This window comes from Xanthomonas nasturtii, assembly GCF_001660815.1.
Classification (GTDB): Bacteria; Pseudomonadota; Gammaproteobacteria; order Xanthomonadales; family Xanthomonadaceae; genus Xanthomonas; species Xanthomonas nasturtii.
In genome coordinates this window covers 51,272-76,893 of sequence record NZ_LYMI01000056.1, presented here as the reverse complement: position 1 = coordinate 76,893, position 25,622 = coordinate 51,272, and the positions used below count along the sequence as shown (strand labels likewise).

Below are 25,622 nucleotides of genomic sequence, written 5' to 3'. Positions count from 1 at the left end.
ACGACCGCCGCACAGGGGTGCCGGTCGCGCCTGAGGGCAACGGCGGTCGCGCTGACGGCCGCCACAGAGAACACGGCGTGCATGACGCACGCCTCACTGCCGCAGCATGCGGTATGCGATCACCGCATCGCAGGCCACCCACCGCCCCGCGGCGCCAGGCAGCCCGTTTCAGTACCGGTTTTTCCACCGTCCTGTTGAACGAGAGCTGCCATGACTGCGACATCCGCTGCACCGTTGGTGATCCTCACCCATGTCTGCCATCCGGCCATCACCGAAGGCTTCTTGCCGGCCGCGCACGCGCTGGGCCTGCCGGTGTGGTTGCTGACCGACCACCGGCTCGATCATCTGGCCTACTTCCGCGAGCACCCGGCGCATGCGCCGCAGCGGGTGATCGAATGCGATGTGTTCAATCCGCTCGGGGTGCTCGACGTGTTGCACGATGCGGACATCGCGCCGCGTGCAGTGTTCAGCAATAGCGACCATCTGCAGACCAGCACCGCGCTGGTGGCCGCCGCGCTTGGCCTGCCCGGCAAGGACTGGCAGGTGTGCTACGCCGCCAAGAACAAGGCCGCGATGCGCCAGCGCCTGCGTGCACGTGGCCTGCCCTGCCCGTGGTTCTGCACCCTGCCGCCCGGCGCTGCGTTGCCGGCGCAGATTCCTTGGCCGGTGGTGGCCAAACCGCGCGAGGGCGTAGCGAGCCTGGATGTGCGCCACTGCGCCGACGCTGGGCAATTGCAGGCCTATCTGGACGATGTGTGGCAGCGCCATCCGCAGCGCAGCGTATTGCTGGAAGGCATACTGGAGGGCGCGCTGTTTACGCTGGAAACCCTGGGCGATGGCAGCAGCCTGCAAGCCATCGGCGGCTTCAAGGTACGGCTGTCGCCACCGCCGCACTTCGTCGAATGCGAAGCGCAGTGGGATGCCGATGTAGGCACGCCGGTGGTCGCACAAGCGCTGCAACAGTTGCGTGCATTCGGTGTGGGCTTCGGGCTGTGCCACAGCGAATTCATTCTGACCGCCGATGGCCCGGTGCTGGTGGAAATCAATTACCGCAGCATCGGCGACCGCCGCGAATTCCTGCTCGACGAGATGTTTGGCCGGCAATGGTTCAATGCGGCGCTGGCACCGCACCTGGGCCTGCCGTTGCCGCAACTGCGCAGCGCGCGTGCGCATGCATTGCTGCGCTATTACGTGGCAGAACACGATGGCGAATTGGTCACCGCCAGCGAAGACCGCCGCCATCACGATGCGCACAGCGACGTGCACTACCGACGCATGCGCGCACCGGGCGAACACATCCGCCTGAGCCATTCCAACAAGGATTATCTGGGCGTCCTGAGCGCACTTGCCAGCGATGCACAGGCGCTGCAACAGGCGGTGATACAGGCCGAAGCGGGCCTGCAGTGGCGTATCGATCACGCGCAGGTGCGCGCATGAACAGTGCGGCCGACCAACGCTACATCGCGACCCGCATCATCGATGCCTGCCTGCGCGAAGACCTGCGTGGCATTGCCACGCGCGGCACTGCCACAACACCCGGCCCAGCAGTGCTGGCGGTGTGGACCGACCCCCGCCCGGTGGAAGGCTGGTGGCGCATCGCACATGTGCCCGGTGGCACGCTGTGGCTGCCGATCCATCGGCAGGGCACCCTGCAGGACATCAGCGCCTGCGGCGACAGCTGGATCGTGCAGACTCCCGAAGGGGCACATGTCGAACGCGGCGCGCACGCCTGGCTGCAACGCATGAGCGCCGAACTCGACGCCGAAACGCAACAACTGCATCGCGCCTACGCCGAGGAAGCCGACTGCGCCGCTGCGCATCGGGGGCTGGCGCGGCAGGCGTACCACGCACAGGCACCGGCGCTGATCAATGCGCTGCAGCACGCCGATGCCGCCGAGCGGGCGTACCGCTGCGACCAGTTGGCCAGCTACCGCGACCATCCGTTCTATCCCACTGCGCGCGCCAAGGCCGGGCTGGATGCAGCCGAGCTGCGCCATTACGCGCCGGAATTCGCACCAACCTTCGCGCTGCGCTGGCTGGCGATTCCGCAGGCCTTGGCACAGTGCACCAGCGCCCCGCCGGCCGAGCTGTGGCCGGATTTCGTCAGCCTGGGCCTGCCGGCCGAGCTGGCCGCCACGCATGTCGCCTGGCCGGTGCATCCTCTGGTATGGGAGCGCTTGGAGCAGGAAGGTTTCGCGTTGCCTAACGGCGCGTTGCGTGCGCCGCAGCCCTGGCTGGAGGTGCGCCCGACGCTATCGGTGCGCACGCTGGTGCCACTGCAGCATCCGCAGCTGCATCTGAAGCTGCCGATTCCGATGCGCACGCTGGGTGCGCTGAATCTGCGCTTGATCAAACCCTCCACGCTGTACGACGGGCATTGGCTGGAGCGCGCATTGCGCAATATCGATGCGCGCGACCCTGCGCTGCGCGGCCGTTGCGTGTTCGTGGATGAAGCCCATGGCGGGCACGTCGGCGAAACGCGTCATCTGGCCTATCTGGTGCGGCGTTACCCGCCGCTGGACGATGCCACGCTGGTGCCGGTGGCCGCGCTGTGCGCGCCCATGCCGGATGGCCGCCCGATGGCGCTCCATCTGGCCGAGCGTTTTGCGCACGGCGACGTGCTGCAGTGGTGGCGCGACTACACCGAACTGCTGCTTGCCGTGCATCTACGCCTGTGGCTGGGGTACGGCATTGCGCTGGAAGCCAATCAGCAGAACAGCGTGCTGGTGTATGCACAGGGCAGCCCGGTGCGCCTGTTGATGAAGGACAACGACGCTGCACGCATCGCGCTGCCGCAGTTGCGTGCGGCGCTGCCGGCGGTGGACGCGTCAGGCCCGCTGCAGGATGCACGCATTGCAGTGGACGACGCGCAGGCATTGGCGCAGATGTTCTGCACCATCGTGCTGCAGCTGGATCTGCAGGCCGTGCTGGAAGGCCTGGCCGAATGGCAGCCCGCGCTGCGCGCACCGCTGTATGCACAGTTGCAGACCCAATTCGCTTCAACGCTGGCGCAACTGGAAAGCGATGGCATCGATACCGGCCCTGCGCGACGCCTGCTGGCCGCGCCCCGGCTGCCGGTGAAATACCTGCTCAGTGCCGGCAGCCTGCTCAGCAAGCAGCGCACCGGTGCTACCGACATCAACAAGTTCTACGGCGACAGCGCGCCCAATCCCTTCGGCGCTGCGTTCGCGCACGCGCAACAACCACCGCGCAAACAGGCGGGTACGCAGCGATGAGGCGCATCCTGGGCCCGGTGCTGGCCGCGCATTATCTGGCGGCATTCACTGCGTTGGGCATGCCGCTGTTTCTGCCGCAGGTCTTGGCCGAACTGGCGCCATCGGCCGCCGTGGGCTGGAGCGGCGTGCTGTATGTGCTGCCCACGCTCTGCACCGCGTTGACCGCGGGCGCCTGGGGGCGGCTTGCGGACCGCTATGGCCGCAAGCGCTCGCTGCTGCGCGCACAGCTGGGGCTGGCGCTGGGCTTTGCGATTGCCGGCTTTGCACCGTCGCTGAGCTGGCTGGTGATCGGCCTGATCGTGCAAGGCGCCTGCGGCGGTTCGCTGGCGGCGGCCAATGCGTACCTGGCCAGCCAGCCGCAGGCCGGCCCGTTGGCGCGCGCACTGGACTGGACCCAGTATTCGGCGCGGCTGGCCATGGTGAGCGCGCCGGCCCTGCTTGGCCTGGCACTGGCGCTGGGCCCGGCGCAATCGCTGTATCGCGCGCTGGCCGTGCTGCCGTTGCTGGCGTTTGCGCTGACCTGGCGACTGCCCGCCGACCAACCGGCCGCGCGCCCCCCCGCTGCCGGCAAACCGTCGACGTCGTCGACGCACGCAACGTCATCGTCGGCATCGCTGCCGGCAACCAGCACGCCGTTGTGGCCGGCCTTGCTGCTCGCACAGTTCTTGTTCTGCTTTGCGATGGTGGTGACGTTTCCCTATTTCATTCCGTATGCGCTCGCGCGCGGCGCCGGCCACGATGCGCTCGCCGGCCTGCTCTACAGCCTGCCGCATCTGGTCTATCTGCTGGTACTGCCGTGGTGGCGACGCGACGACGGCGAGGCGTGGCTGGTGCCGGGTCTGGCGTTGTTTGCGGTGGCCTGCGTGTGGCAGGCGCTGCTGCACGATGCCATCGCCCTGGCGGTAGCGCGGCTGCTGTTCGGCTTCGGCATGTTGTTCGGCCTGCGTGGGCTCAACCGCAGTCTGGCGCTGGTCGCCAGCGGGCACGGCGCCGGGCGTCTGTTCGGCCGTTTCGATGCCTGCGGCAAATGGGCCGGCGTAGCCGCCGGTGCTGCCGCCGGCGCACTGGCGCAGGCATCCGGCCCTGCCACCCCTTTCCTGGCTGCCGCGCTGGCTGCGGCGGCCGCTGCGCTCACCGTTCTGGTGCGCTTCCCTTCGAGGAGAACTGCCGATGTCGCCGCACACGATGCATGACCCCTGGTACGAGAGCATGGCCGACGCGCAGGCCTGCAGCTGCTGGTTGAACTGTTACCTGCGCGAATTTGCGATTCCGCAGCGTGCGGTGCAGTTCGACTATCGCGGGCTGGATCGCCCCGGCCCGCGCATGGCCGAGCACCGCTGGCTACGCATCGACCTGGGCGAGACCGGCGCGCTGTGCGTGCGCATTGCCTACGCCGATCGCCTGGGCCGCTGCCGCTTCGCCTCCACGCCGTTTCTCAAGAGTGCCGGCAAGCCGTGGCACAGCCTGGATGCGGATGCGTTGGCGCGCTGCCTGTTGCAGGCGTTGGGCAGTGCACAGGCTGTCAACCCGGAACTGCTCGCGCAAAGCGCCAACAGCATGGCGGTCACCGCCGCGTTGTTGCGACAGGCGCAAACCGCTGCCACCACTGGCGAGGCGATGATCGACGCCGAACAATCGATGCTGTGGGGGCACGCAATGCACCCGACGCCGAAGAGTCGCGAAGGCGTGGATCTGGACCAGGTGCTGGCCTGCGCACCGGAAGCGCGCGCGTCCTTCCAGCTGTTCTGGTTCCGCATCGACCCGCGGCTGTTGCGCACGCAGGGACGCGACGTGCGGGCGAGCTTGAAGCAGCTCTCCGGCAGCGACGATCTCTACCCCTGCCATCCCTGGGAAGCGCAGCGGCTGCTCGAGGACCCATTACTGCGCACCTTGCAGGCACGCGGCCTGATCGCGCCGGTCGGTGCGTTGGGCGATGCAGTGCGGCCGACCTCGTCGGTGCGCACGCTGTATCACCCGGAGCTTGCGTATTTCCTCAAGTGTTCGGTGCATGTGCGGCTCACCAACTGCGTGCGCAAGAACGCCTGGTACGAGCTGGAAAGCGCGGTGGCGCTCACCGGGCTACTGGCCCCGAGTTGGCGCGCGCTGGCAGTACAGGTACCGGGCTTCGACGTGATGCTGGAACCGGCAGCGACCTCGCTGGAGATCGCGCAAGTCGATCCCGCATTGCACGATGCCGACCCACTCGCTGCACGTGCCCTGTCGGAGAGCTTCGGCATCTTGTACCGGCAAACCCTGCCGGCCGCACAACGCGCACGCTGGCAACCGCAGGTGGCTGCGGCCTTGTTCACCTGCGATGCGCAGGGCAACAGCGTGTGTGCGGCACGCCTGCAGGCGCTGTGCAATGCGCAGATGGACCGGCACACGGCAACGCTGCTGTGGTTCCGCGCCTATGCAGGACTGCTGCTGGACGGTGTGTGGAGCGCGCTGTTCCAGCACGGCATCGCGCTGGAGCCGCATTTGCAGAACACCGTGATCGGCTTCGTCGATGGCTGGCCGACGCGGGTCTGGATCCGCGACCTGGAAGGCACCAAGCTGCTCGCCCACCATTGGCCGGCGGCACGCCTGCACGGTGTGGGCGAGCGCGCACGGCAATCGCTGTATTACACGCCCGAACAGGGCTGGAACCGGGTGGCGTATTGCGCATTGGTCAATAACCTGGCCGAAGCGATTTTTCATCTGAGCGGAGGCGATGAGGCGCTGGAAGCGCGCCTGTGGCACTGCGTGGGCGAAAGTGCCATGCGCTGGCAGCAACGCCATGGCGCAAACGCCGCATTACAGGGCCTGATCGATGGCGCACCGCTGCCGGGCAAGAACAATCTGGGCACGCGGCTGTGGCAGCGCGCGGACCGTCACTCCGACTACACCGCACTACCCAATCCCATCGCGCGCATGACGGCGGCGCGGCAGGTAGCTGCATGAGTCTGCGCATCGACACCAATGCGGTGCTTGCGGCCTTGCCGCAGGTGCGCGAACGCTGCGATGGCCCGGTTTGCGCGTATGTCTACGACCTGGCGGCACTGGACGCACACGCGGCCTGGATGCGCGCGCACCTGCCGGCGCAGTGCGAACTGTTCTACGCGGCAAAAGCCAATGCAGAGCCGCCGGTCCTGCGCACGCTGGCGCCGCACGTGGATGGTTTCGAAGCCGCGTCCGGTGGCGAACTGGCCTGGCTGCATGCACAGCAACCACAGGCAGCGTTGTTGTTCGGTGGCCCGGGCAAACTCGATACCGAACTCGCCCAGGCGGCCGCCCTGCCCGACTGCACCGTGCATGTGGAAAGCCTGGGCGAACTCGAACGCTTGGCGGCGATTGCAGCGCAAGCCGGCCGCTGCGTACCGGTGTTTCTGCGCATGAATATTGCCGTGCCCGGTGCGCAGAGCACGCGCCTGATGATGGGCGGGCAGCCCTCGCCGTTCGGCCTGGATCCGCACGATCTGGCTGCAGCGATCCACCGCCTGCAGGCAAGCCCGTCGCTGCGCCTGGAAGGCTTCCATTTCCATCTGATGTCGCACCAACGCGATGCCGCCGCGCAACTGCACCTGGTCGCCGCCTACCTGCGCACCGTGCAGCAATGGCGGCACACCTATGCACTGGGCCCGTTGCGGGTGAATGCCGGCGGCGGCTTCGGCGTGGATTATCTGGCACCGCCATCGTCATTCGATTGGGCCGGATTTTGCGCCGGGTTGCCCGCCTTGCTGCGCGACCATGGCACCGACCTGCGCCTGCGCCTGGAACCCGGACGTTACGTCAGCGCCAGCTGCGGCTGGTACCTGATGGAAGTGCTGGATCTCAAGCGCAGCCACGGCGCGTGGTTTGCGATCGCCCGCGGCGGCACCCATCACTTCCGCACGCCGGCCGCGCAGAGTCACGATCATCCGTTCCGGATCCTGCGCGGGGCACGTCCACCTGTTGTGCGCGACACGCCGGTGACCCTGGTCGGGCAGCTGTGCACGCCCAAGGATGTGCTGGCACGTAATCAACACGTCGCCGCGCTGGCGCCCGGCGACTGCCTGGCCTTCCCGCTGGCCGGCGCGTATGCGTGGAATATTTCGCACCAGCAGTTCCTGATGCATCCGCCACCGCAGATGGTGTTTTTGCCAGCGACACATCACATCGGTGAAACAGCGTCGTCAGCCAACTGGAGCGGCACCCGAATGTCGGCGCGCAGCTCGGCTTCGGCAACGGTTTCCGGGTCATCGAGATAGAGGTAGTGCAGCGGTGCGTCGCGCAGCGCGTAACCGCTGTCCGGTAGCCAGTGCGCGAGCAGTTGGTCGAGCGCGTTCTCGACCCCTGCATACGTCCCAACGTGGCGCAGCACGGCGTGCGTGCCGCCGGCGAGCTGGCGGACGTGCAAGGGCGATGGCGGGTCCACCTTGGCGTCGAATGCAATGCCGCATTCGAACACGTGCTGCCGCGCAGGGACATCGCGGTGGTCGCTCAGCGGCACACCGACCAGCGCCTGTAGATGCGCGATCACCCCACGGCGCTCGGCCCATGCGGCGATGCGGCCAAAGCCGCGGTCCAGATCGTCGAAGGCGCCGCGCCGGCGCAGCACCACCACTTCCAGGGGGGCGAGCACCTGCACCCGCACCTGCAACGGCGCGGTGTGTGCATGCGTTGGCAGCGACGGGCCGGCGAGTTGCTGCAACTTTTCCGCGCGCAGTTGCGGTGCATCGCGCAGGCTGGAGGGGCTGACCTGCAGCACCAGGCGGAAGGCGCGTGCCAGCGCTTGCGGGGTTTGATAGCCGACCGACAACGCTACTTCGGTCACCGAGCGGCCCTGCTCGCCCAACAGATGCAGCGCATGACTCAACCGCAGCCGCGTGGTGGTCGTGCCCAGCGTCTCGCCTGCCAGAGCGCGGTACACGCGATGAAAATGCGGCGGCGATTGATGCGCCAGCGCGGCCAGCGTTGCCAGGTCCGGCAGCGGCGCGCCGGCACAGATGCTGGCCTGCAGATGGGCCACGACGCGCTCGACCGCACGCTGCCGATGGAAGACGACCGACGCTGCTGCTGGCATGGGCAGTTCCTCTGGAAGGCGGTGAGCATCGCGCAGATTGGCAGCAGCCGCGGTCCCGATCTTGCGCATCTCGGCCCGCTCTGCCGGGCTGCTCGCGCTTGTCGGTGTGCAGTGACCGGCAACACGGAACTGTTCGTCGGGCCAAGCCGGACGATGCGCAAGGTCAATCGCCCCTGCCACCTCGAACAGCAGTCGCGTCCGCCTGACGGCATCGCAACCGCCTGGCCCGCAGCCTTCAACTCGCTTGCAGCGCCAACGCCACGATCACTGCCGTTTCGCTCAGTTCCACCAGTGCGCCGCAGGTATCGCCGGTCATGCCACCCAGGCGCTGCAGGCAGGCGCGGCGCCACAGCACGAAGACCACAGCGGCGATGGCGCAGGCCAGCACGGCGCGTGGCACACCGGCAGCAAAGGCGCAGCCGAACCCGAGTAACAACGAGACATGCATGCCCGCGCGCGCGCTGCCAATCAGGCCACTGCCCAATCCACCGGCACGCACGTACGGCGTGCTCAAAAACGCGGCCACCAGCAACGTGCGCGCCAGCAGCGGTGCCAGCCACACGGCGCCGGGCGCGGTGGGCAGCAGCGTGGCCAGTGCCGCGCATTTGAGCAGCAGTACCAGCACCACCGCAGCCACCGCCATCGGGCCGCTGCTTGGGTCTTTCATGATCGCCAGCGTGCGCGTGCGATCGCCCATGCCGCCGACCCACGCGTCGGTCATGTCGGCCAGCCCATCCAGATGCAAGCCGCCGGTGAGCCAGACCCAACTGCTCAGCAGCAAGGCGGCCCCCAGCAGCGGCGCCACATCGCGCAGGCACCATGCCAGCGCGCTGAGCACCGCACCCAACAGCAGGCCGACCAGCGGATACCACGGCAGCGAACGCGCCTGCGCAGCGGGACGGGCGAACACCCAGCCAGGCACCGGAATGCGGGTCAAAAACCCCACTGCAGCGAGCAAGCCGTCGATCATCCGGCGTCGCGACCGGACAGCGTGGGTACGGGCGACAGCTGTGATGTCGGCATGGCATCTGCGCTGGCCAGCGGCCATTTGAGCGGATGCAGCGAAGCGTGCGGCACAGCCATCTCGGTCATGCTGCCGAAGGGACGTGCTTCGACCATGCAGCGCAGCGCGCGGATGGCGCCCCCATGGGTAACCACCAGCACGCGTTGCGCCGGATGGTGCGTCACGATGGCGTCCAGTGCTGCTGACAGCCGCGCGCAGAAGTCTGCGAACGGTTCGGCCTGCGGCGGTGGATGGCGCACCGGGTCGGCCCAGAAGCGTCCAAGTGCTGCGCCTTCGTCACGGTCGATGTCGGCCACCGGCACGCCCTGCCAGCGGCCGAAGTGATATTCGCGCAGGCGCGGGTCCAGCTGCAGCGGGATGGCGCGTGCCTGCGCCAGCTCGGCGGCAAACTTGGCGCAGCGTTGCAGCGTGGATGCCACCACCGCATCCCACACGCCCTCTGCAGTGGCCGCGCGCAGTTGCTGCCAACCCAGCTCGGTCAGCGGGTCGTCGAGCTGGCCGCGATAGCTGCGTTGCCCGGTATCGCCATGCCGCAACAAGGTGATCTGCGCACTCATGCGTCCGACACTCCGGCTTCGGCAAAGGTGGCCATGCCGTTATGCAGGGCGCAGGCGCTGCGCAGCAACGGAATCGCGACCGCCGCGCCGCTGGCTTCGCCAAGCCGCAGATCCAGTTGCAGTAAGGGTTCTGCATCCAGCGCGCGCAACAGCGCCGCATGCCCACGTTCCTGCGAGCGATGCCCGAACAACATCCATTCGCGCACCCCGGGGTTCAGGCGGGTGGCCACCAGTGCCGCAGCGGTGGTGATGAAGCCATCCACCAACACCGGGATGCCGGCCTGCGCGGCGGCGATATACGCGCCGACCAAGGCAGCGATTTCAAACCCGCCAAGCCGGCGCAGCCGCTCCAGCGGGGTGGATGCATCGGCGTGCACGGCCAGCGCACGCGTGATCACGGTGGCCTTGTGCGCGATGCCTTCGGCATCCAGGCCGGTGCCTGCGCCCGCCATCGCCTGCGGAAACTGCGACAGCAGCGCGCAGCCCAGCGCCGCGGCGGAGGTGGTATTGCCGATGCCCATCTCGCCACCGACAAACAGCTGCGTGCCGCAACTTTTTGCCTGCGCGATGCTGTCGGCACCGGCGGCGAGCGCATCGCGCAGCTGCGCGTGCGTCATCGCCGGCTGTTCGCAGATATTGGCACTGCACGGCGCGATCCAGGCACGCCGCACCCGCGGCAGGTCGCCGGGGTCGTTGACCACGCCCAGATTCACCACTTCCAGCCGCGCACCCAATTCGCGCGCCAGCACCGCAATGGCTGCGCCGCCGCGTGCAAAGTTGCGCACCATCTCGCCGGTGACCGCCTGCGGAAATGCCGACACCCCTTCGGCTGCCACAGCATGATCGGCGGCATACACCGCAATCCAGACCCGCTGCACCGCCGGGTGTTCGGTGCGTTGCCAGGCGGCCAGTTGCACTGCCAGGTGTTCCAGCCGGCCCAGTGCACCGGGCGGTTTGGTCAGCTGCTCCTGGCGGGCCAGCGCAGCAGAGCGCATGCGCGCGTCCGGCACGGCGCAGGCGCCAACGATCCAATCGCTATTCACACGCTCTCTCCCTTCAGCACCATTGGCAAGCCTGCCACCACCAACACCACATGCGCGCACTGTAGCGCCAATGCCTGATGCAGCCAGCCGGCTTCGTCGACAAAACGACGCGTGAGTTCGCCCAACGGCACAACGCCCTGCCCTACCTCGTTGCTGACCAGTACGATCTGCCCCGGAAGGTGCGGGAGCACCGCGAGCAGCGCAGCGCGCTCGCGCGCGAACACGCCCGCATCCGGATGGCCGAGCAGATTGCTCAGCCACAGGGTCAGGCAATCCACCAGCACGCAGCGATCCGGCGCGGCATGCGCCTGCAGGCTTGCGGCCAGCGCAATGGGCTCTTCCACGCACTGCCAATGCGGCGGGCGCTGGCTGCGGTGATGGGCAATGCGCCGCTGCATTTCATCGTCGAACGCTTGCCCCGTGGCCAGATACGTCACTTCACGTCCGGCGGCGGCGGCGATGCGCTCGGCCAGCGCGCTCTTGCCCGAACGGGCGCCGCCCAGAATCAAGTGCTGCATACCGGTTCCTTGCTGATGAGGTGTGTCAGTGCGGTGGTGTCCAGATGCGCGTGCACCGCGTCGGCCAGACGCTCGAGGCTGGCCTCGCGCAGTGCGGCAAGATCCAGCGGCGCGGCCTGTGCCAGACCGGCCCACGCCAGCAAGGCGGCCAGTGCCTGCGGGTGATCGAACAGGCCATGCAAATACGTGCCCAGCACCTGACCATCGTCGGAGATGGCGCCATCGCTGCGCCCATCGTCCAGCTGCAGCAATGGCCGTGCCAGTGCGGCGCCGTTGCTGATACCGCAATGAATTTCGTAGCCGCTGACGCTGGCATCGCCCAGCAGCAAACGCCCCTGCACCCGATGCAACTGCTTGTGCGGGTGCAGCGTGGTTTGCAGCGCCAGCCAACCAAGACCGGCGCTGCTGCCGGCCGGGCCTTCGATGCCCTCCGGGTCGTGAATGTGGGTACCCAGCATCTGCAGACCACCGCAAATGCCAAGCAATTTCCCGCCATAGCGCAGATGACGGGCGATGGCGGTGTCCCAACCATGGATGCGCAGCCAGTGCAGATCGAGCCGGGTGGATTTGCTGCCCGGCAGCACGATCAGATCGCAGGGCGGTGGCGCCTGTCCGGGACCGATCAGGTGCACCTCCACCTGCGGGTGCGCCAGCAACGCATCCAGGTCGGTGTGATTGCTGATGCGCGGCAACACCGGCACCACCACGCGCAACTGCGCGTTCGGCTTCTGCGGCACGTTGCGTGGCAACGCATCCTCGGCATCCAGCTGCAGGCCGTGCAGATACGGCAACACGCCGAGTACCGGTTTCCCGGTTTCGCGTTCCAGCCACTCCAGGCCAGGCTGCAGCAACGCCAGATCGCCGCGGAACCGATTGATCACAACACCGGCCACGCGCGCGCGTTCGCTGGGCGACAGCAACGCCAGGGTGCCGACCAGGTGCGCGAACACGCCGCCGCGGTCGATGTCGGCGACCAGGATGACCGCGCAATCCACCGCTTCGGCATAGCCCATGTTGGCGATGTCATTGGCGCGCAGATTGATCTCGGTCGGGCTGCCGGCACCTTCCACCAGCACCACATCGAAGCGCTCGACCAGGCGTGCGTGCGAGGCCAACACCGCGTTGAATGCAGTCGCCTTGTAGGCGTGATAGCCCACTGCATCCAGCGTGGCCACCGGATGTCCATGCACGATCACCTGCGCGCCGGTGTCGCTATTGGGCTTGAGCAAGACCGGGTTGAAATCGGTGTGCGGCGCCAGCCCGCACGCCTGGGCCTGCAGCGCCTGCGCGCGGCCGATCTCGCCGCCATCCACCGTCACTGCCGAATTGAGCGCCATGTTCTGCGGCTTGAATGGCGCCACCGCAATGCCCTGGCGATGCAGCCAGCGGCACAGCGCGGCCACCAGCGTGCTCTTGCCGGCATCGGACGTGCAGCCCTGCACCATCAGCACACGCGCACTCACGCCGCCACCTCGCGCAGCGCTGCACCCAGACGTGCTTCGCCTGCGGCATCCGGCGGAAGACCGAAGCGCAGGCTGGCGAGTGTTTCGAACAGCCGGGTCAAGATGCCGCGCTGCGCCAGCGCAGTGTGCAAGGCAGCTGCATCGTCGCGCCGGCACCACTGAAAAAACGCCGTGCCTGCCGTGGGCGCGAGCGCATGGGCCTGCAACAGCTGCGCAAGCCGCTGCGATGCCGCATGCAGCTGCACACGTGCCTGCAACTGCCAGCGCGTGTCGGCCAATGCCTGCTGCACGGCCCAGCGCGCGGGGCCGCTCAGCGTCCAGGGCCCCAACTGTTCGCGCAGTGCATCCAGCACGGTGTGGTGCGCACAGACAAAGCCTGCCCGCGCGCCGGCCATGCCGAAGAACTTGCCCACCGAGCGCAGCACCACCAATCCTGGGCGCTGGGTGTAGGCGCACACGCTGTGTTGCGGGGTCGCGTCCATGAAGGCTTCGTCGATCACCAGCCACCCGCCGCGCGCGGCCAGGCAGGCGTGCAGCTGCAGCAGCGTCTCGGGGTCGAAGCTGTCGGCGCAGGGGTTATTGGGATGGATCAGCACGACGACATCCAGCGTCTTTCCGGCTTGCAGCAACTGCGCTGGGTTCATCGCCACCACCTGATGCCCGGCACGTTGCCATGCCTGCGCGTGCTCGGCATAGCCGGGCGTCAACACACCGACGCGGCTAGGCGCGCGCAGCAGCGGCAAGGCCTGAATCGCCGCCTGCGAGCCGGCCACCGGCAATACCTGCGGCGCGCCGTAGTACGCAGCCGCGCAATCGGCCAAGCCGTCGTCGTCTTCCGGCAGGCGCTGCCACACATGTTCCGGAATGACAGGGACCGGCCACGCAAACGGGCTCACGCCAGTGGACAGATCCAGCCAGTGCGCAAGCGGAATGTCGTAGGTCTGCGCAGCGCGGCGCAGACGTCCGCCGTGTTCAAGCATGCTGTGCTCCCGGTGGTAAGGCAGGGTGATGTGCGTCGTTATGAACGACGAGCCGATGCATCCTGGTCACGGGCCGAACCATCCGCATGCCGATCATCGCATCGCCAGCGCTGTTGCCAGCGCGCCCAGCAGCAGCCATAACGCCACACCGGCACGCACCAGCCACAACCCGCGTTGCACGCTGTTGGCGTTTGCCAATGCGCCCTCGCCCAGCGGTGGACGTGCCTGCCAGTGACCGTGGTACAGCGCCGGCCCGCCCAGCTGCACCTGCAGCGCACCAGCGCCTGCCGCCATCACCGGGCCGGCGTTCGGGCTCTTCCAGCCGCGCCCTTGCCGCCAGGCGCAGCGCATGCCTGCGCCGGTGCGACCAAGCACCGCGTAGGTCACCGCCGTCAGCCGCGCCGGCAGCCAGTTCAATGCATCGTCGATGCGCGCCGCAGCCCAGCCGAAATTGGCGTAGCGCGGCGTGCGATAGCCCCACATCGCATCCAGCGTATTGGAAAGCCGGTACAGCACCGCACCTGGCGCGCCCAGCAGCACGCCCCAGAACAGCGCGGCAAACACCGCGTCGCTACCGTTTTCCAGCACCGATTCGGTCGCTGCAGCGGCCACTTGGGTCGCGTCCAGTGCCGCCGTTTCGCGGCTGACGATGCGCCCGACCGCGGCGCGCGCCACGGGCAGATCGCCGGCCTGCAAGGCATCGATCACCGGCTGCGCGTGTTCGCCCAGGCTGCGCAATCCCAGCGCCAGGTAGAGCGTGATTGCGGCCCATCCTGCTGCCGCCCAGGGCGAAAACTGCCATAGCGCCCATTGCGCCGCTGCGGCAACGATGGTCAACGGCAACACCGCGACGCACCAGGCAAGAACACCGACGCTGCGACGGTCGCGATGCAGCCGCGCTTCGAGCCGCTGCGCGCAGTTGCCGAACAGCACCAGCGGATGCGCACGCCGCGGCTCGCCGAGCAGCAGGTCCAGCAGCACCGCCGTGATGGCAATCACCAGCAGCAAGGCGTGCCGCTGCGCGTCATGCCAGCCGGCCTGTCGGTAACGCTGCACGGCATTGCATGCGCTCGCCCACCGCTACAGCTCGATGCCAAGTTGCGCCTTGATGCCGGCGTTGAAGGCGTGCTTGATCAAGCGCATCTCGGTGACGGTGTCTGCCGCCTCGATCAATCCGGCCGGCGCACCGCGCCCGGTGATCACCACATGCTGACGCGGTGGGCGTGCGGCCACGGCGGCAAGCACCTCGTCCAGCGCGATGTAGTCCTTCACCAATGCGATATTGAGCTCGTCCAACAGCACGAAGTCGTAACGCGCATCGGCCAGCATGCTGCGCGCAATGTGCCAGGCGGCTTGCGCGGCAGCGATGTCGAGCGCGCGGTCCTGGGTTTCCCAGGTGAAGCCTTCGCCCATGACGTGATAATCGAGCAGATCCGGAAACCGGCGAAAAAACGCCTCTTCTCCGGTCGAAAACGTGCCCTTGATGAATTGCACCACGCCGCAATGCAGGCCATGCCCAAGCGAGCGCGCCAGCATGCCGAAGCCGGACGAACTCTTGCCCTTGCCGTTGCCGGTATTGACCAGCAGCACACCGCGATCGATCACCGCACGGGCGATGCGCCGGTCGACCAATTCTTTTTTGCGCTGCGCACGTTCGCGGTAATGCGCGTCATCCTGCTCGGGGGTCGTCATGCGCGTGCTCCAACGGGTGAACGGGTGCCGGCGGCGCGTAGTGCGCCCACCAGCGCGAAGGCCATGCCGACGTAGCCAGCCAGGGTGCCGAGCGCGCGCGGGTAGTACGCCGGCACGCGGGCCATGAACCCGCCCAGCGTGGCGTGCGGGTAGCGACCGGAGAGGAAATAGAAGCCGCCCTTGGAGAGCAGATAGGCGGCGCTGCCGCTGATCAGCAGGGCCAACGGCAGCCCGGCGACACCGCACCAACCCTCGCGCTGCAGCTGCACTGCAGACAGCCGCCCGCCACACCACAACACGGCGTAGGCCAACGCCAAGGCCCAGTACGCCGGCGACAAACACCAGTCGCTGACGCTGCCCGAGGCCAGGCCGATCAGATCCAGCAGCGATGCAATCCCGAACAGCAATGGCAACATCCACAGCGGCCGCAGCAACGCACCGGCCAGAAAAAACACCGCCGATGACGCGCTGGGCAAGGCGTCCACAGAAGCGAAATGCTCGCCGCGCGTGCAGACCATCAACACTGCAAGCGCGATGCTGCAGATCCTGGCCGCTGCACCGTGCAATGGCAGCGGCGCCACAGCCGCGCGCGGCGTTGCCATCACGACAGGTCCAACGGCGTGGAGAAGTGCGTTACCGCACGCGCGTTGCGCCAGCGCAGCACGCACCATGCCGCCGCCAGCACCACCGCCAGGTAGAGCGCGGTCGTACGCACGAACACCGGCCCCCATTGCCAGGCGCGCTGCAGGTACTGCGCCCAGTGCGGGTCGGTGTAGCGCCCGCCCCACCAATAGAACGCGCCATTGGAGACCAAGAACGACAGCACCGCGGCCAGGGTGCCCAGGCCCCAGGCGATGGTCAGCGACGCAGCGCCAGGCCGCACGCGTGCGTGACACGCGCGCCCGGCATACCAGAGCACGCCGTAGGCCGCCGGCAATGCGGCGTAGGCAGCAGTGATGCAGAAGTCGCTGACGCCGGCCAGACGAACGGCAGCCCAATCGATGGCCACCGACAAGCCCAGCAAGGCGACAAAGTAGCCGTGCCGCCGCAACGCCAGGCCACCGAGGAAAAACACGGCCATGGACGCGTCCGGCAAGTGCAGCCAATCGCTCGCATGATGAAAGCGGGTGGCAGTCATCACCAGCATCGCAGCGATGAACACCACGCGTTCGGAACAGCGGGATAACGGCGACATCGATGGTCTCCTTCGGGGTTTCGGTTGCCAGCCACACCGCGCAACAGACATCAGGCAAACGACCGGCCCTGGCAGACCGTAGCGTTGGTTGCATCTGGCGGCAAGCGCACACAGCGCGCAGAACCCGCAGCGTACGAACGCCAGATGATGCTTCGAGCACCGACTGCACCCATCTGGCGGTGAGCGCAGTCTGTGTTGGCTGCTCTTATTGCGCAGGCTGGTAGCGCAAGGTGAGCAGATAATTGCGGCCCGGCTGCGCGTACCAGCGTGCCGTTTCGTACTGGCGGTCGAACACGTTATTGGCGGTGAGCTGCACCTTCCAGTCCGCGTTCACTGCATAACTCACGCGCAGATCCAGCAAGCCATAGCCGGCCAGGCGTTCGGTGTTGGCCAGATCGTCGTAACGCGCGCCCGACCCGAACAGGCTTGCGCCGATCCCGACTGCGCCAATGCTGCGGTCGGCGTCGAGACGCCCGCTCTGACGCGCACGCCGCGGCAACCAGTTGCCGTGATTGACGTCGCCATCGGCCTGCGGCGCAAGCCAGGTCAGTGCGCTGCGCACCGTCCAGCCGGCCAGTTCGGTGTCATAGCCGGCTTCCACACCGCGGATGCGCGCCCGATCGATGTTGTTCGGCTGCCCGAACGGATGCGCCGCATCCACCAACGACGCGTCATAGGCAATCAGATCATCGATACGGGTCTGAAACGCGCTGAGCGTCCAGGTGCCCCAGTCGTAACGACCGCGCACGCCGAGCTCGGCGCTTTTGGAGGTTTCCGGCCCCAGCAACGGGTTTCCGTAATCGGGGTAGTACAACTCGTTGAACGTTGGCGCCTTGAACGCCGTGCCGTAGCTGGCGGTCAGGCGCAGGTGATCGGCAACGTCCCAGCCCCATAGCAAGCTACCGGTGGTCTTGCCGCCGAACTGGCTGTTGTCGTTGCGGCGCAGGCTGGCCTGCACCGATTGCGTGCCGAAGCTCTGCTGCCACTGCGCGAATGCTGCGCGGTCGATGCGGCTGTCGGCATCGTAGCTGTCGCTGCTAGCGATGGCATCGCGCTGCCAATCAAACCCGAGCGTCAGCAAACCCGGCGCTGTGGTGATATCGGCCTGCAACGCGCCCTGCTTGCGGCGGGTGTCGTAGGTCGACAAGTACGCGCCTTGGTAATACGCATCGCTCAGATCCAAACTGCTGCCAACGCTGGCGGTGAGCTTGAGCGCATCGCTCGGCGCGTAACGTACGCGGCCACCGACCGCCTGCTGCACGCCCTTGCCCAGATTGCCGCCGAAGGCCGAGCCGTCGTATTCGTTACGGCTCTGCGCGCGCAGCGCATGCACATCCGCATCCCACTGCCGGTTGAAGCGCCAGCCGCCTTGCATGCTGAGCGAATCGTTGCGATAGCCATCGCGGTCCGGATCGAAAGCGCTGGAGCTGGTGTCCAGATAGGCATTGATGCCGTCGGTTTCGTCATGCACGGCATTGACCGAATACCAACCGCCGGCCTCGCTCAGATCGCCCTGGCTGCGCCCGGCCACGCCCGCAGCGTAGCGGCGCGCATTGTCGCTGCCGGCTGCAACGCTCACGCTCGGCACGAAACTGCCTTGCGGGTGCCGGGTAAAGATCTGGATCACCCCGCCCAGCGCCTCGGAGCCGTAGAGGCTGGAAAACGGGCCACGCACGATTTCGATGCGTTCGATCTGCTCGATCGGAAGATCCTGCAAGGCCGCACCACCGGAGGTCGCCGAGCCGATGCGCACACCATCGATCAGTACCACCAGATGATCGGACTCGGTGCCGCGCAGGAACAGCGAGGTCGCCTTGCCCGGGCCCCCATTGTTGGCCAGCGACACACCCGCCTCGCCACGCAGCAGGTCCTGCAGCGAAGTGACCTGGCGACGCTCGATCTGCGCACGGTCGATCACGGTGACTGGCGCCAGCGTCTGGTCCTGCGTCTGCGCGGTGCGCGAGGCGGTCACCACGACTTCGTCGAGATCGATGGCGGCCTCGGCCTGGGCCGGATTGGCCAGGCACAGCGACAGTCCCACGGCGAGCACGGCACGACGCGGCAAAACGGAAGAAAGGGACATCAACTGCTGCTCCTGGAACCGCGCCAACCCGCGCGTGGGCAATGGGGCGGCAAGCAGCAACGGGCCAGGCGTCCGACGCGCAGCGTCAGACGCGCAAGGCCACGCCCACCGCGTGCCGGATCAATCCCTCCAGGCCGGTCTCCGGGCTCGCGAGTGGAAGCTGGTGCCTCCGATGCCGCGCCTTCCCATGCTAATGCACAGTGGCGTATTGCGGCATCTGACCTCGCCCACCGTTGCGGGGGCAGCTCCGGAATTGCAGCTCGCCAAGGCGGTCCGCGCACCGGATTCCCGTTTAAACCACCGGCCAGCCGGCAGTCACCTCAGGGGCGCGCATGGTAGCAGGATTGGCTGGCGCCTCAGCGGTCTCTGACCGCCCGCCGAGAGCAGCGCGTCGCCACAACGCCGGGAGGATGATTGCTGATGACTTCTCCCATCGGGAGAAGGTGCCCCGAAGGGGCGGATGAGGGTACGGGGCGAAGCCACAGGCCATGTCTGAAGACAGTGCGTACACGTGTTAGCCAATTGGCATCGCTGAACTCGACCCAGCAACTGGGAGTAGGCGTCGCCGCTCCGTACCCTCACCCCAACTCATCTCCCGCAGGGAGAGGGGCTCAAGCTGCCCTTCTCCCATCGGGAGAAGGTGCCCCGAAGGGGCGGATGAGGGTACGGGGCGAAGCCACAGGCCATGTCTGAAGACAGTGCGTACACGTGTTAGCCAAATGGCAACGCTGAACTCGACCCAGCAAATGGGAGTAGGCGTCGCCGCTCCGTACCCTCACCCCAACTCATCTCCCGCAGGAGAGGGGCGATAAACCTCACGCCCCCTGCAGCGCCTGCTCCAGATCCGCCAGCAAGTCATCGATGTGCTCGATGCCGATCGACAGCCGCACAGTGTCCTCGCTCACCCCTGCATGTTCCAGTTCGGCCGGGCCCAGCTGCCGATGCGTGGTGGACGCCGGGTGCGTCGCCAGCGATTTGGCATCGCCGATATTCACCAGCCGCGTAAACAACTGCAGGGCGTCCAGAAAACGCGCCCCGGCCGCACGCCCGCCGGGCAAGCCAAAGGTGAGCACGCCGGAGCCGTGGCCGCCCAGATATTTCTGCGCCAGCGCATGCTCGGGGTGATCCGGCAGCGCGGCATAGTTGACCCAGGCAACGCGTGCGTGGTGCTGTAGATAGCTTGCAATGGCCAAGGTATTGGCGTTGATGCGCTCCATGCGCAGCGGCAATGTTTCGATACCTTGCAAGATCAGAAACGCATTGAACGGCGACAGCGCCGCACCAGTATTACGCAGCGGCACCACCCGCGCACGCCCGATATACGCTGCCTCGCCCAACGCTTCGGTATAGACCACGCCGTGATAGCTCACATCCGGCTCGTTGAGGCGCGGAAAACGCGCCTTGTGCGCCGCCCACGGAAAGCGCCCGCTGTCCACGATCGCCCCACCGATGCTGTTGCCGTGCCCGCCTAAATACTTGGTCAGCGAATGCACCACGATGTCGGCACCGAAGTCGATCGGCCGCAGCAGCGACGGCGTGGCCACGGTGTTGTCCACGATCAGCGGCACGCCGTGCGCATGCGCCACGGCCGCCACCGCTTCGATATCGGTGATGTTGCCTCGCGGGTTGCCGATCGACTCGACGAACACTGCCTTGGTGCGTTCGTCGATCAACCCGGCGAACGCTTGCGGGTCGCGGTAATCGGCAAAGCGCGTGCTGATGCCGAACTGCGGCAGCGTATGCGCGAACAGATTGTAGGTGCCGCCATACAACGCACTGGAGGACACGATGTTGTCGCCCACCTCGGCGATGGTCTGGATCGCATAGGTCACTGCCGCCTGCCCCGACGCCAGCGCCAACGCGCCGATGCCGCCTTCCAGCGCGGCGACACGCTGTTCCAGCACATCGTTGGTCGGATTCATGATGCGGCTGTAGATGTTGCCGGGCACCTTCAGGTCGAACAGGTCCGCGCCATGCTGGGTATTGTCGAAGGCGTAGGCAACGGTCTGGTAGATCGGCACCGCCACCGCGCGCGTGGTCGGGTCGGGACGATACCCCCCGTGTACGGCGATGGTTTCGGGCTTCCACTGCGGATCGGTCATGGCACGGCTCGCTATCGGACGGAAGCAGCGACGATAGCGAAGACGCGCAAGCAGCGTGCTAACCGCGCGTTATCAGCTCATGCCAAAGCGTTGCCTGGTCGGCTTGTCGGTGCTTTGCGTCCGCGGTGGAACCAAACGCACGATTCGCATATGTACCTTTTAGCAAGCAAACGCCATGCTCCGGGGCCACGAGGCAGGCAGCGGGCGGAGCGCCGCAAGCTGCTGCGGCACGCCCTGGTCAAGGACGTGCCACAGAGCCCATCGAGCCGTTTGATCAGCCCTTGCCGAACTCCAACCGGCCACCCTGTGCACGCACACGCACGGTGTCGCCACTGAGGTACTGCCCCGACAGGATCTGCTGGGCCAGCGGGTTTTCCACCTGCGACTGGATCGCACGCTTGAGCGGGCGGGCGCCGTAGACGGGGTCGAAGCCGACATTGCCGAGCAACTCCAGCGCCGCATCGTCCAGGTCCAGCTTGAGGCCGCGCTCGGCCAGGCGCTTTTCCAACCCATGCAGCTGGATGCGCGCGATCGACTTGATCTGCGCCTTGTCCAGCGGGTGGAACACCACGATGTCGTCCAGCCGGTTGATGAACTCCGGGCGGAAGTGCGCCTGCACCACGCCCATCACCGCCGCCTTCATCTGCGTATAGGCCTCGGCGCTGCCGTCGCCGGACAGCTCCTGGATCTGGTGCGAGCCCAGGTTGGAGGTCATCACGATCACGGTATTGCGGAAGTCCACCGTGCGGCCCTGGCCATCGGTGAGGCGGCCATCGTCGAGCACCTGCAGCAGGATGTTGAAGACATCGGCATGCGCCTTTTCCACCTCGTCCAGCAGGATCAGCGAATACGGGCGACGGCGCACCGCTTCAGTGAGGTAGCCGCCCTCTTCATAGCCCACATAGCCCGGAGGCGCACCGATCAAGCGCGACACCGAGTGCTTTTCCATGAACTCGCTCATGTCGATGCGGATCATCGCTTCGGTGCTGTCGAACAGGAAGTCCGCCAGCGCCTTGCACAACTCGGTCTTGCCCACGCCGGTCGGCCCCAGGAACAGGAACGAGCCACTCGGGCGATTGGGATCGGACAGGCCCGCACGCGAGCGGCGCACCGCGTCGGAGACGACCTTGATGGCCTCGTTCTGGCCAACCACGCGCTGGTGCAGCTCGTCTTCCATGCGCAACAACTTGTCGCGCTCGCCCTCGAGCATCTTGTTGACCGGAATGCCGGTCCAGCGCGACACCACTTCGGCAATTTCTTCGGCCGTGACGCGGTCCTGCACCAGCTTGAAGTCGTGATGTTCGACCTCGTTGGCCAGCGCCATCTGCTTTTCCAGCTGCGGCAGCACGCCGTACTGGATCTCGCTCATCTTGGCGTAGTCCTGGCGCCGTTGTGCGGCTTCCAGCTCCAGCTTGGCGTGCTCGATCTGCTCCTTGACCTTGGTGGTGCCCTGCAGCGCGGCTTTTTCCGACTTCCACAATTCGTTGAGGTCGTAGAACTCGCGTTCGAGCTTGTCGATATCGGTTTCCAGATCGGCCAGACGCTGACGCGAGGCGTCGTCCTTTTCCTTCTTCAGCATCTCGCGCTGGATCTTGAGCTGGATCAGGCGGCGCTCCAGGCGATCGAGCTCTTCCGGCTTGGAGTCGATCTCCATGCGGATGCGCGATGCGGCTTCGTCCATCAAGTCGATGGCCTTGTCCGGCAGCTGGCGGTCGGTGATGTAGCGGTTGGACAGCGTGGCCGCCGCCACGATCGCCGGGTCGGTGATTTCGACCCCGTGGTGCACGGCGTAGCGCTCTTTGAGGCCACGCAGGATGGCGATGGTGTCTTCCACCGTCGGCTCGCCCACGAACACTTTCTGGAAACGCCGCTCCAGCGCCGCGTCCTTTTCGATGTATTTGCGGTATTCGTCCAGCGTGGTGGCGCCGATGCAATGCAGCTCGCCGCGCGCCAGCGCCGGCTTGAGCATGTTGCCGGCATCCATCGCACCATCGGCTTTGCCTGCGCCCACCATGGTGTGCAGCTCATCGATGAACAGGATGATCTGGCCTTCGTTCTTGGACAGGTCGCTGAGCACCGCCTTCAGGCGTTCTTCGAATTCGCCACGGAATTTGGCACCGGCAATCAGCGCACCCATGTCCAGCGACAGCACGCGCTTGCCGCGCAGGCCTTCGGGCACTTCGCCATTGATGATGCGCTGGGCCAGGCCTTCGACAATGGCGGTCTTGCCCACACCGGGTTCGCCGATCAGCACCGGGTTGTTCTTGGTGCGGCGCTGCAACACTTGAATGGTGCGGCGGATTTCTTCGTCGCGGCCGATCACCGGATCGAGCTTGCCGCTCTCCGCACGCGCGGTCAGGTCGATGGTGTATTTTTCCAGCGCCTGGCGCTGTTCCTCGGCGTTTTCCGATTGCACGGTTTCGCCGCCGCGCAGCCTGTCGATAGCCGCTTCGATCTTCTTCTTGTCGCCACCGGCCGCGCGCAACGCTACGCCCAGCGGGCTGGCATCGTCGGCGGCGGCCAGCACGAACCATTCGCTGGCGATGAAGGCATCGCCATGTTGCTGGGCCAGCTTGTCGGTCTGGTTGAGCAGGCGATTGAGATCGTTGCCGATCGACAGGTTGCCTTCCTGCCCGGAGACCTTGGGCAGCGTGTCCAGCGCCTCGCCAAGACGCTCGCGCAGCAGCGGCACGTTGACGCCGGCCTGCGACAGCAGCGGGCGCGTGCTGCCGCCGCTCTGCTCGAGCAGCGCCGCCAGCACGTGCACCGGTTCGATGATGTTGTGGTCGCGGCCCACAGCCAGCGACTGCGCGTCGGCCAGCGCCTGCTGGAACCGCGAGGTGAGCTTGTCCATCCGCATGGGAAATCCTCTGAACAGGTGGCCGGCGACGCCGGCGATACCGTGCAGATGCGGTTGCCGAGCGGGGTTTCAAGGCTTACCGGTGCCGAAGCCGGGCAGCGGACACGCCAGTGCCGCCCCAGCAAGCGTTACGAAGGCGGTGCGCGCAGACGCTTTCGGCCGCGCTGACGCCTCGGCGACATCGTGGGTGACCAGCACCAGGGTGAAGCCATGCTGCCGCCAGAGCTGCACGATCAGCTGCTGCATTTCGATACGGGTCAATGCATCCAGCGCCCCCAAACGGTTCGTCCAGCAGCAACAGCCGCGGCCGATGCACCAACGCGCGGGCCAGCGCCACGCGCCGACGTAGGTGGCAGGTCGCGATGCGGTCACTCGGCCGCACTGCACGCTATGCAATCGGGCGTTGACCGCGAAGCCGGCTCAAGCGCCACTGGCGATACGGCATGCCGTTTACCAGCGACACGAGCATCAAACACCCAGTGTTCAGGTGGTTAGTCGATCGCGACTTGCATCGCATGCAATGGCTGCCTATGCGCGCTCTCCACGGCGCGCTGCACAAGCATGGCACACACGGCGATAATGCACGGATGGATGCGCCCAACCCCTGGTACCTCTATCTGCTGCAGTGCCGGAACGGCAGCTATTACGCCGGGATCACCAACGATCTGGAACGGCGTTTCCAGGCGCATCTGCGTGGCACCGGTGCACGCTACACGCGGGCCAATCCGCCGCTGCATATCCTGGCGAGCCACCCCTACCCGGACCGCGCCAGCGCCTCGCGTGCGGAGTGCGTACTCAAGCGCCAGCCGCGTGCACGCAAGCTGGCATGGTTGCTGGCGCAGCCGCCATGCAGCGCCGGGTCACACCCTGCTGACACCCCGATCACGCCCGCCTAGCCGCCCGCTTTCTATGCTGTGACGCCATTGGGCGACCGGAGCAGCGCATGCATCATCAGCTCTATTACTGGACCGGCCTGCAAGGCCGCGGCGAGTTTGTGCGCCTGGCACTGGAATATGCAGGCGCCAGCTACACCGACGTGGCGCGCGTTGACGGCGACGAGGCAATGAACACGTTTCTGGAAGGCCAGCACGCTGGCGCGCAGCCGTTCGCGCCGCCGTTTTTGCGTGCGGGCGATGTGGTGGTCGCGCAGGTCGCAGCGATCCTGCACTTCATCGGCCCGCAATTGCGGCTGGTACCCGATGACGAAGCATCACGTTTGCAGGCACTGCAGTTGCAACTGACCATTGCCGACCTGGTGGCCGAAGTGCACGACGCCCATCACCCGATCGCCACTGGCCTGTATTACGAAGACCAACAGGCCGAAGCGGCCAAACGTGCGCAGGATCTGCGCGACAACCGCCTGCCCAAATTTCTGGGTTATTTCGAGCAGGTGCTGCAACAGGCCGGCGGCACGCATGTCCTTGGCACGCATTCGTATGTGGACCTTTCGCTGTTTCAGCTGGTCAGCGGATTGGACTACATGTTCCCCAAACGCATGGCGACGCTATCGAAGGACGTGCCAGGATTGAAGGCCTTGCAGCAGCGCGTGGCCGAGCGCCCGCGGATCGCAGCGTATCTGGCATCGGAGCGCCGGGTGGCGTTCAACACCAACGGTATTTTTCGCCACTATCCGGAGTTGGATGCGGCCTGAGCAGCGCGGCCGGCCTCAGACGATACGCCTCGATTGGTCCTTTGCGGGACTACGGTCGCCAGGGTCTAGGTTGCGAATCGTTCTTGCCGCACATTGGGTGCTGCCGTGAACTGCACGCGATGTTGGCCACGCCCCTGCGCTTCCAGACATCCAACATCCAAGGCCGCACACACGTGC

At 66.6% G+C, this 25,622-nt stretch carries 21 protein-coding genes, 1 pseudogene and 1 riboswitch; of the genes and pseudogenes, 7 read left to right on the top strand and 15 right to left on the bottom strand.

Translation table 11 applies throughout. From position 1 onward, the window contains the following. Positions 1 to 210: 210 nt before the first annotated feature. The 5 genes from A7D16_RS17735 to A7D16_RS17715 are packed head-to-tail and all read left to right on the top strand — an operon-like array spanning position 211 to position 7,462. The gene (locus A7D16_RS17735) at positions 211 to 1,437 is read left to right on the top strand and encodes an ATP-grasp domain-containing protein (RefSeq protein ID WP_064634585.1); all 1,227 of its coding nucleotides are present in this window, start codon (positions 211 to 213) and stop codon (positions 1,435 to 1,437) included. Continuing rightward, positions 1,434 to 3,236, top strand: a complete 1,803-nt coding sequence (locus A7D16_RS17730; RefSeq protein ID WP_064634584.1) for an IucA/IucC family protein — start codon at positions 1,434 to 1,436, stop codon at positions 3,234 to 3,236. Before A7D16_RS17735 ends, A7D16_RS17730 begins: the two co-directional genes overlap by 4 nt. Continuing rightward, a complete protein-coding gene (locus A7D16_RS17725; RefSeq protein ID WP_064634583.1) occupies positions 3,233 to 4,429 on the top strand; it encodes an MFS transporter in 1,197 nt (398 codons plus the stop codon). Before A7D16_RS17730 ends, A7D16_RS17725 begins: the two co-directional genes overlap by 4 nt. Beyond that, a complete protein-coding gene (locus A7D16_RS17720; protein WP_064634582.1) occupies positions 4,407 to 6,176 on the top strand; it encodes an IucA/IucC family protein in 1,770 nt (589 codons plus the stop codon). The genes A7D16_RS17725 and A7D16_RS17720 overlap by 23 nt, the downstream gene beginning before the upstream one ends. Next, complete coding sequence (locus tag A7D16_RS17715; RefSeq protein WP_064634581.1) at positions 6,173 to 7,462, top strand: type III PLP-dependent enzyme; 1,290 nt, start codon at positions 6,173 to 6,175, stop codon at positions 7,460 to 7,462. The genes A7D16_RS17720 and A7D16_RS17715 overlap by 4 nt, the downstream gene beginning before the upstream one ends. Here A7D16_RS17715 and A7D16_RS17710 read toward each other — a convergent pair. From A7D16_RS17710 to ssuB, 15 genes and pseudogenes are all read right to left on the bottom strand, one after another. Continuing rightward, positions 7,366 to 8,277 (bottom strand): AraC family transcriptional regulator, encoded by a 912-nt coding sequence (locus A7D16_RS17710; protein WP_239687038.1) that lies wholly within the window; start codon positions 8,275 to 8,277, stop codon positions 7,366 to 7,368. The two genes, A7D16_RS17715 and A7D16_RS17710, sit on opposite strands and share 97 nt — an antisense overlap. Positions 8,278 to 8,512: 235 nt before the next feature. Further along, on the bottom strand, positions 8,513 to 9,247 hold the full coding sequence (locus A7D16_RS17705) for an adenosylcobinamide-GDP ribazoletransferase (protein WP_064634579.1): 735 nt from the start codon (positions 9,245 to 9,247) through the stop codon (positions 8,513 to 8,515). Continuing rightward, positions 9,244 to 9,858 (bottom strand): histidine phosphatase family protein, encoded by a 615-nt coding sequence (locus A7D16_RS17700; RefSeq protein ID WP_064634578.1) that lies wholly within the window; start codon positions 9,856 to 9,858, stop codon positions 9,244 to 9,246. The genes A7D16_RS17705 and A7D16_RS17700 overlap by 4 nt, the downstream gene beginning before the upstream one ends. Then, entirely contained in the window at positions 9,855 to 10,901 is a 1,047-nt protein-coding gene (gene cobT / locus A7D16_RS17695; RefSeq protein WP_064634577.1) for a nicotinate-nucleotide--dimethylbenzimidazole phosphoribosyltransferase, read from the bottom strand. Before cobT ends, A7D16_RS17700 begins: the two co-directional genes overlap by 4 nt. After that, positions 10,898 to 11,419 (bottom strand): bifunctional adenosylcobinamide kinase/adenosylcobinamide-phosphate guanylyltransferase, encoded by a 522-nt coding sequence (cobU, locus tag A7D16_RS17690; protein WP_064634576.1) that lies wholly within the window; start codon positions 11,417 to 11,419, stop codon positions 10,898 to 10,900. Before cobU ends, cobT begins: the two co-directional genes overlap by 4 nt. Continuing rightward, positions 11,407 to 12,882, bottom strand: coding sequence for a cobyric acid synthase (locus A7D16_RS17685; RefSeq protein WP_064634575.1), 1,476 nt, complete (start codon positions 12,880 to 12,882; stop codon positions 11,407 to 11,409). Before A7D16_RS17685 ends, cobU begins: the two co-directional genes overlap by 13 nt. Then, entirely contained in the window at positions 12,879 to 13,862 is a 984-nt protein-coding gene (cobD, locus tag A7D16_RS17680) for a threonine-phosphate decarboxylase CobD (protein ID WP_064634574.1), read from the bottom strand. Before cobD ends, A7D16_RS17685 begins: the two co-directional genes overlap by 4 nt. 93 nt (positions 13,863 to 13,955) lie before the next feature. Then, on the bottom strand, positions 13,956 to 14,870 hold the full coding sequence (gene cbiB / locus A7D16_RS17675) for an adenosylcobinamide-phosphate synthase CbiB (RefSeq protein ID WP_064634658.1): 915 nt from the start codon (positions 14,868 to 14,870) through the stop codon (positions 13,956 to 13,958). A gap of 72 nt (positions 14,871 to 14,942) precedes the next feature. Next, positions 14,943 to 15,554: a cob(I)yrinic acid a,c-diamide adenosyltransferase gene (cobO, locus tag A7D16_RS17670; protein WP_064634573.1), complete on the bottom strand. Its 612-nt coding sequence runs from the start codon at positions 15,552 to 15,554 to the stop codon at positions 14,943 to 14,945. After that, the gene (locus tag A7D16_RS17665; protein ID WP_064634572.1) at positions 15,551 to 16,156 is read right to left on the bottom strand and encodes a hypothetical protein; all 606 of its coding nucleotides are present in this window, start codon (positions 16,154 to 16,156) and stop codon (positions 15,551 to 15,553) included. Before A7D16_RS17665 ends, cobO begins: the two co-directional genes overlap by 4 nt. After that, a complete protein-coding gene (locus A7D16_RS17660; protein WP_064634571.1) occupies positions 16,156 to 16,749 on the bottom strand; it encodes a hypothetical protein in 594 nt (197 codons plus the stop codon). The genes A7D16_RS17665 and A7D16_RS17660 overlap by 1 nt, the downstream gene beginning before the upstream one ends. A gap of 205 nt (positions 16,750 to 16,954) precedes the next feature. Continuing rightward, positions 16,955 to 18,832, bottom strand: coding sequence for a TonB-dependent vitamin B12 receptor (gene btuB, locus A7D16_RS17655; RefSeq protein ID WP_064634657.1), 1,878 nt, complete (start codon positions 18,830 to 18,832; stop codon positions 16,955 to 16,957). 115 nt (positions 18,833 to 18,947) lie between these two features. Continuing rightward, a riboswitch (cobalamin riboswitch) is annotated at positions 18,948 to 19,170 on the bottom strand. A gap of 477 nt (positions 19,171 to 19,647) precedes the next feature. Further along, the gene (locus A7D16_RS17650; protein ID WP_064634570.1) at positions 19,648 to 20,934 is read right to left on the bottom strand and encodes an O-acetylhomoserine aminocarboxypropyltransferase/cysteine synthase family protein; all 1,287 of its coding nucleotides are present in this window, start codon (positions 20,932 to 20,934) and stop codon (positions 19,648 to 19,650) included. Positions 20,935 to 21,208: 274 nt separating this feature from the next. Continuing rightward, a complete protein-coding gene (gene clpB, locus A7D16_RS17645) occupies positions 21,209 to 23,794 on the bottom strand; it encodes an ATP-dependent chaperone ClpB (protein WP_064634569.1) in 2,586 nt (861 codons plus the stop codon). 162 nt (positions 23,795 to 23,956) lie between these two features. After that, a pseudogene (ssuB, locus tag A7D16_RS21925) lies at positions 23,957 to 24,140 on the bottom strand (aliphatic sulfonate ABC transporter ATP-binding protein); the annotation flags it as partial. 241 nt (positions 24,141 to 24,381) lie between these two features. Between ssuB and A7D16_RS17635 the strand changes: the two are divergent. Both A7D16_RS17635 and A7D16_RS17630 read left to right on the top strand, forming a co-directional pair. Continuing rightward, the gene (locus tag A7D16_RS17635) at positions 24,382 to 24,690 is read left to right on the top strand and encodes a GIY-YIG nuclease family protein (protein WP_064634656.1); all 309 of its coding nucleotides are present in this window, start codon (positions 24,382 to 24,384) and stop codon (positions 24,688 to 24,690) included. A 47-nt stretch (positions 24,691 to 24,737) separates the two neighbouring features. Then, positions 24,738 to 25,445: a glutathione S-transferase gene (locus A7D16_RS17630; RefSeq protein ID WP_064634567.1), complete on the top strand. Its 708-nt coding sequence runs from the start codon at positions 24,738 to 24,740 to the stop codon at positions 25,443 to 25,445. Positions 25,446 to 25,622: the final 177 nt, after the last annotated feature.

What these genes read in the sequence shown, in the direction of transcription:
- A7D16_RS17735 (WP_064634585.1), top strand. Translation starts at nt 211, where the DNA reads ATGACTGCGACATCCGCTGCACCGTTGGTGATCCTCACCCATGTCTGC.
- A7D16_RS17730 (WP_064634584.1), top strand. Translation starts at nt 1,434, where the DNA reads ATGAACAGTGCGGCCGACCAACGCTACATCGCGACCCGCATCATCGAT.
- A7D16_RS17725 (WP_064634583.1), top strand. Translation starts at nt 3,233, where the DNA reads ATGAGGCGCATCCTGGGCCCGGTGCTGGCCGCGCATTATCTGGCGGCA.
- A7D16_RS17720 (WP_064634582.1), top strand. Translation starts at nt 4,407, where the DNA reads ATGTCGCCGCACACGATGCATGACCCCTGGTACGAGAGCATGGCCGAC.
- A7D16_RS17715 (WP_064634581.1), top strand. Translation starts at nt 6,173, where the DNA reads ATGAGTCTGCGCATCGACACCAATGCGGTGCTTGCGGCCTTGCCGCAG.
- A7D16_RS17710 (WP_239687038.1), bottom strand. Translation starts at nt 8,277, where the DNA reads ATGCCAGCAGCAGCGTCGGTCGTCTTCCATCGGCAGCGTGCGGTCGAG.
- A7D16_RS17705 (WP_064634579.1), bottom strand. Translation starts at nt 9,247, where the DNA reads ATGATCGACGGCTTGCTCGCTGCAGTGGGGTTTTTGACCCGCATTCCG.
- A7D16_RS17700 (WP_064634578.1), bottom strand. Translation starts at nt 9,858, where the DNA reads ATGAGTGCGCAGATCACCTTGTTGCGGCATGGCGATACCGGGCAACGC.
- cobU (WP_064634576.1), bottom strand. Translation starts at nt 11,419, where the DNA reads ATGCAGCACTTGATTCTGGGCGGCGCCCGTTCGGGCAAGAGCGCGCTG.
- cobD (WP_064634574.1), bottom strand. Translation starts at nt 13,862, where the DNA reads ATGCTTGAACACGGCGGACGTCTGCGCCGCGCTGCGCAGACCTACGAC.
- cobO (WP_064634573.1), bottom strand. Translation starts at nt 15,554, where the DNA reads ATGACGACCCCCGAGCAGGATGACGCGCATTACCGCGAACGTGCGCAG.
- A7D16_RS17665 (WP_064634572.1), bottom strand. Translation starts at nt 16,156, where the DNA reads ATGGCAACGCCGCGCGCGGCTGTGGCGCCGCTGCCATTGCACGGTGCA.
- A7D16_RS17660 (WP_064634571.1), bottom strand. Translation starts at nt 16,749, where the DNA reads ATGTCGCCGTTATCCCGCTGTTCCGAACGCGTGGTGTTCATCGCTGCG.
- btuB (WP_064634657.1), bottom strand. Translation starts at nt 18,832, where the DNA reads ATGTCCCTTTCTTCCGTTTTGCCGCGTCGTGCCGTGCTCGCCGTGGGA.
- A7D16_RS17650 (WP_064634570.1), bottom strand. Translation starts at nt 20,934, where the DNA reads ATGACCGATCCGCAGTGGAAGCCCGAAACCATCGCCGTACACGGGGGG.
- clpB (WP_064634569.1), bottom strand. Translation starts at nt 23,794, where the DNA reads ATGCGGATGGACAAGCTCACCTCGCGGTTCCAGCAGGCGCTGGCCGAC.
- A7D16_RS17635 (WP_064634656.1), top strand. Translation starts at nt 24,382, where the DNA reads ATGGATGCGCCCAACCCCTGGTACCTCTATCTGCTGCAGTGCCGGAAC.
- A7D16_RS17630 (WP_064634567.1), top strand. Translation starts at nt 24,738, where the DNA reads ATGCATCATCAGCTCTATTACTGGACCGGCCTGCAAGGCCGCGGCGAG.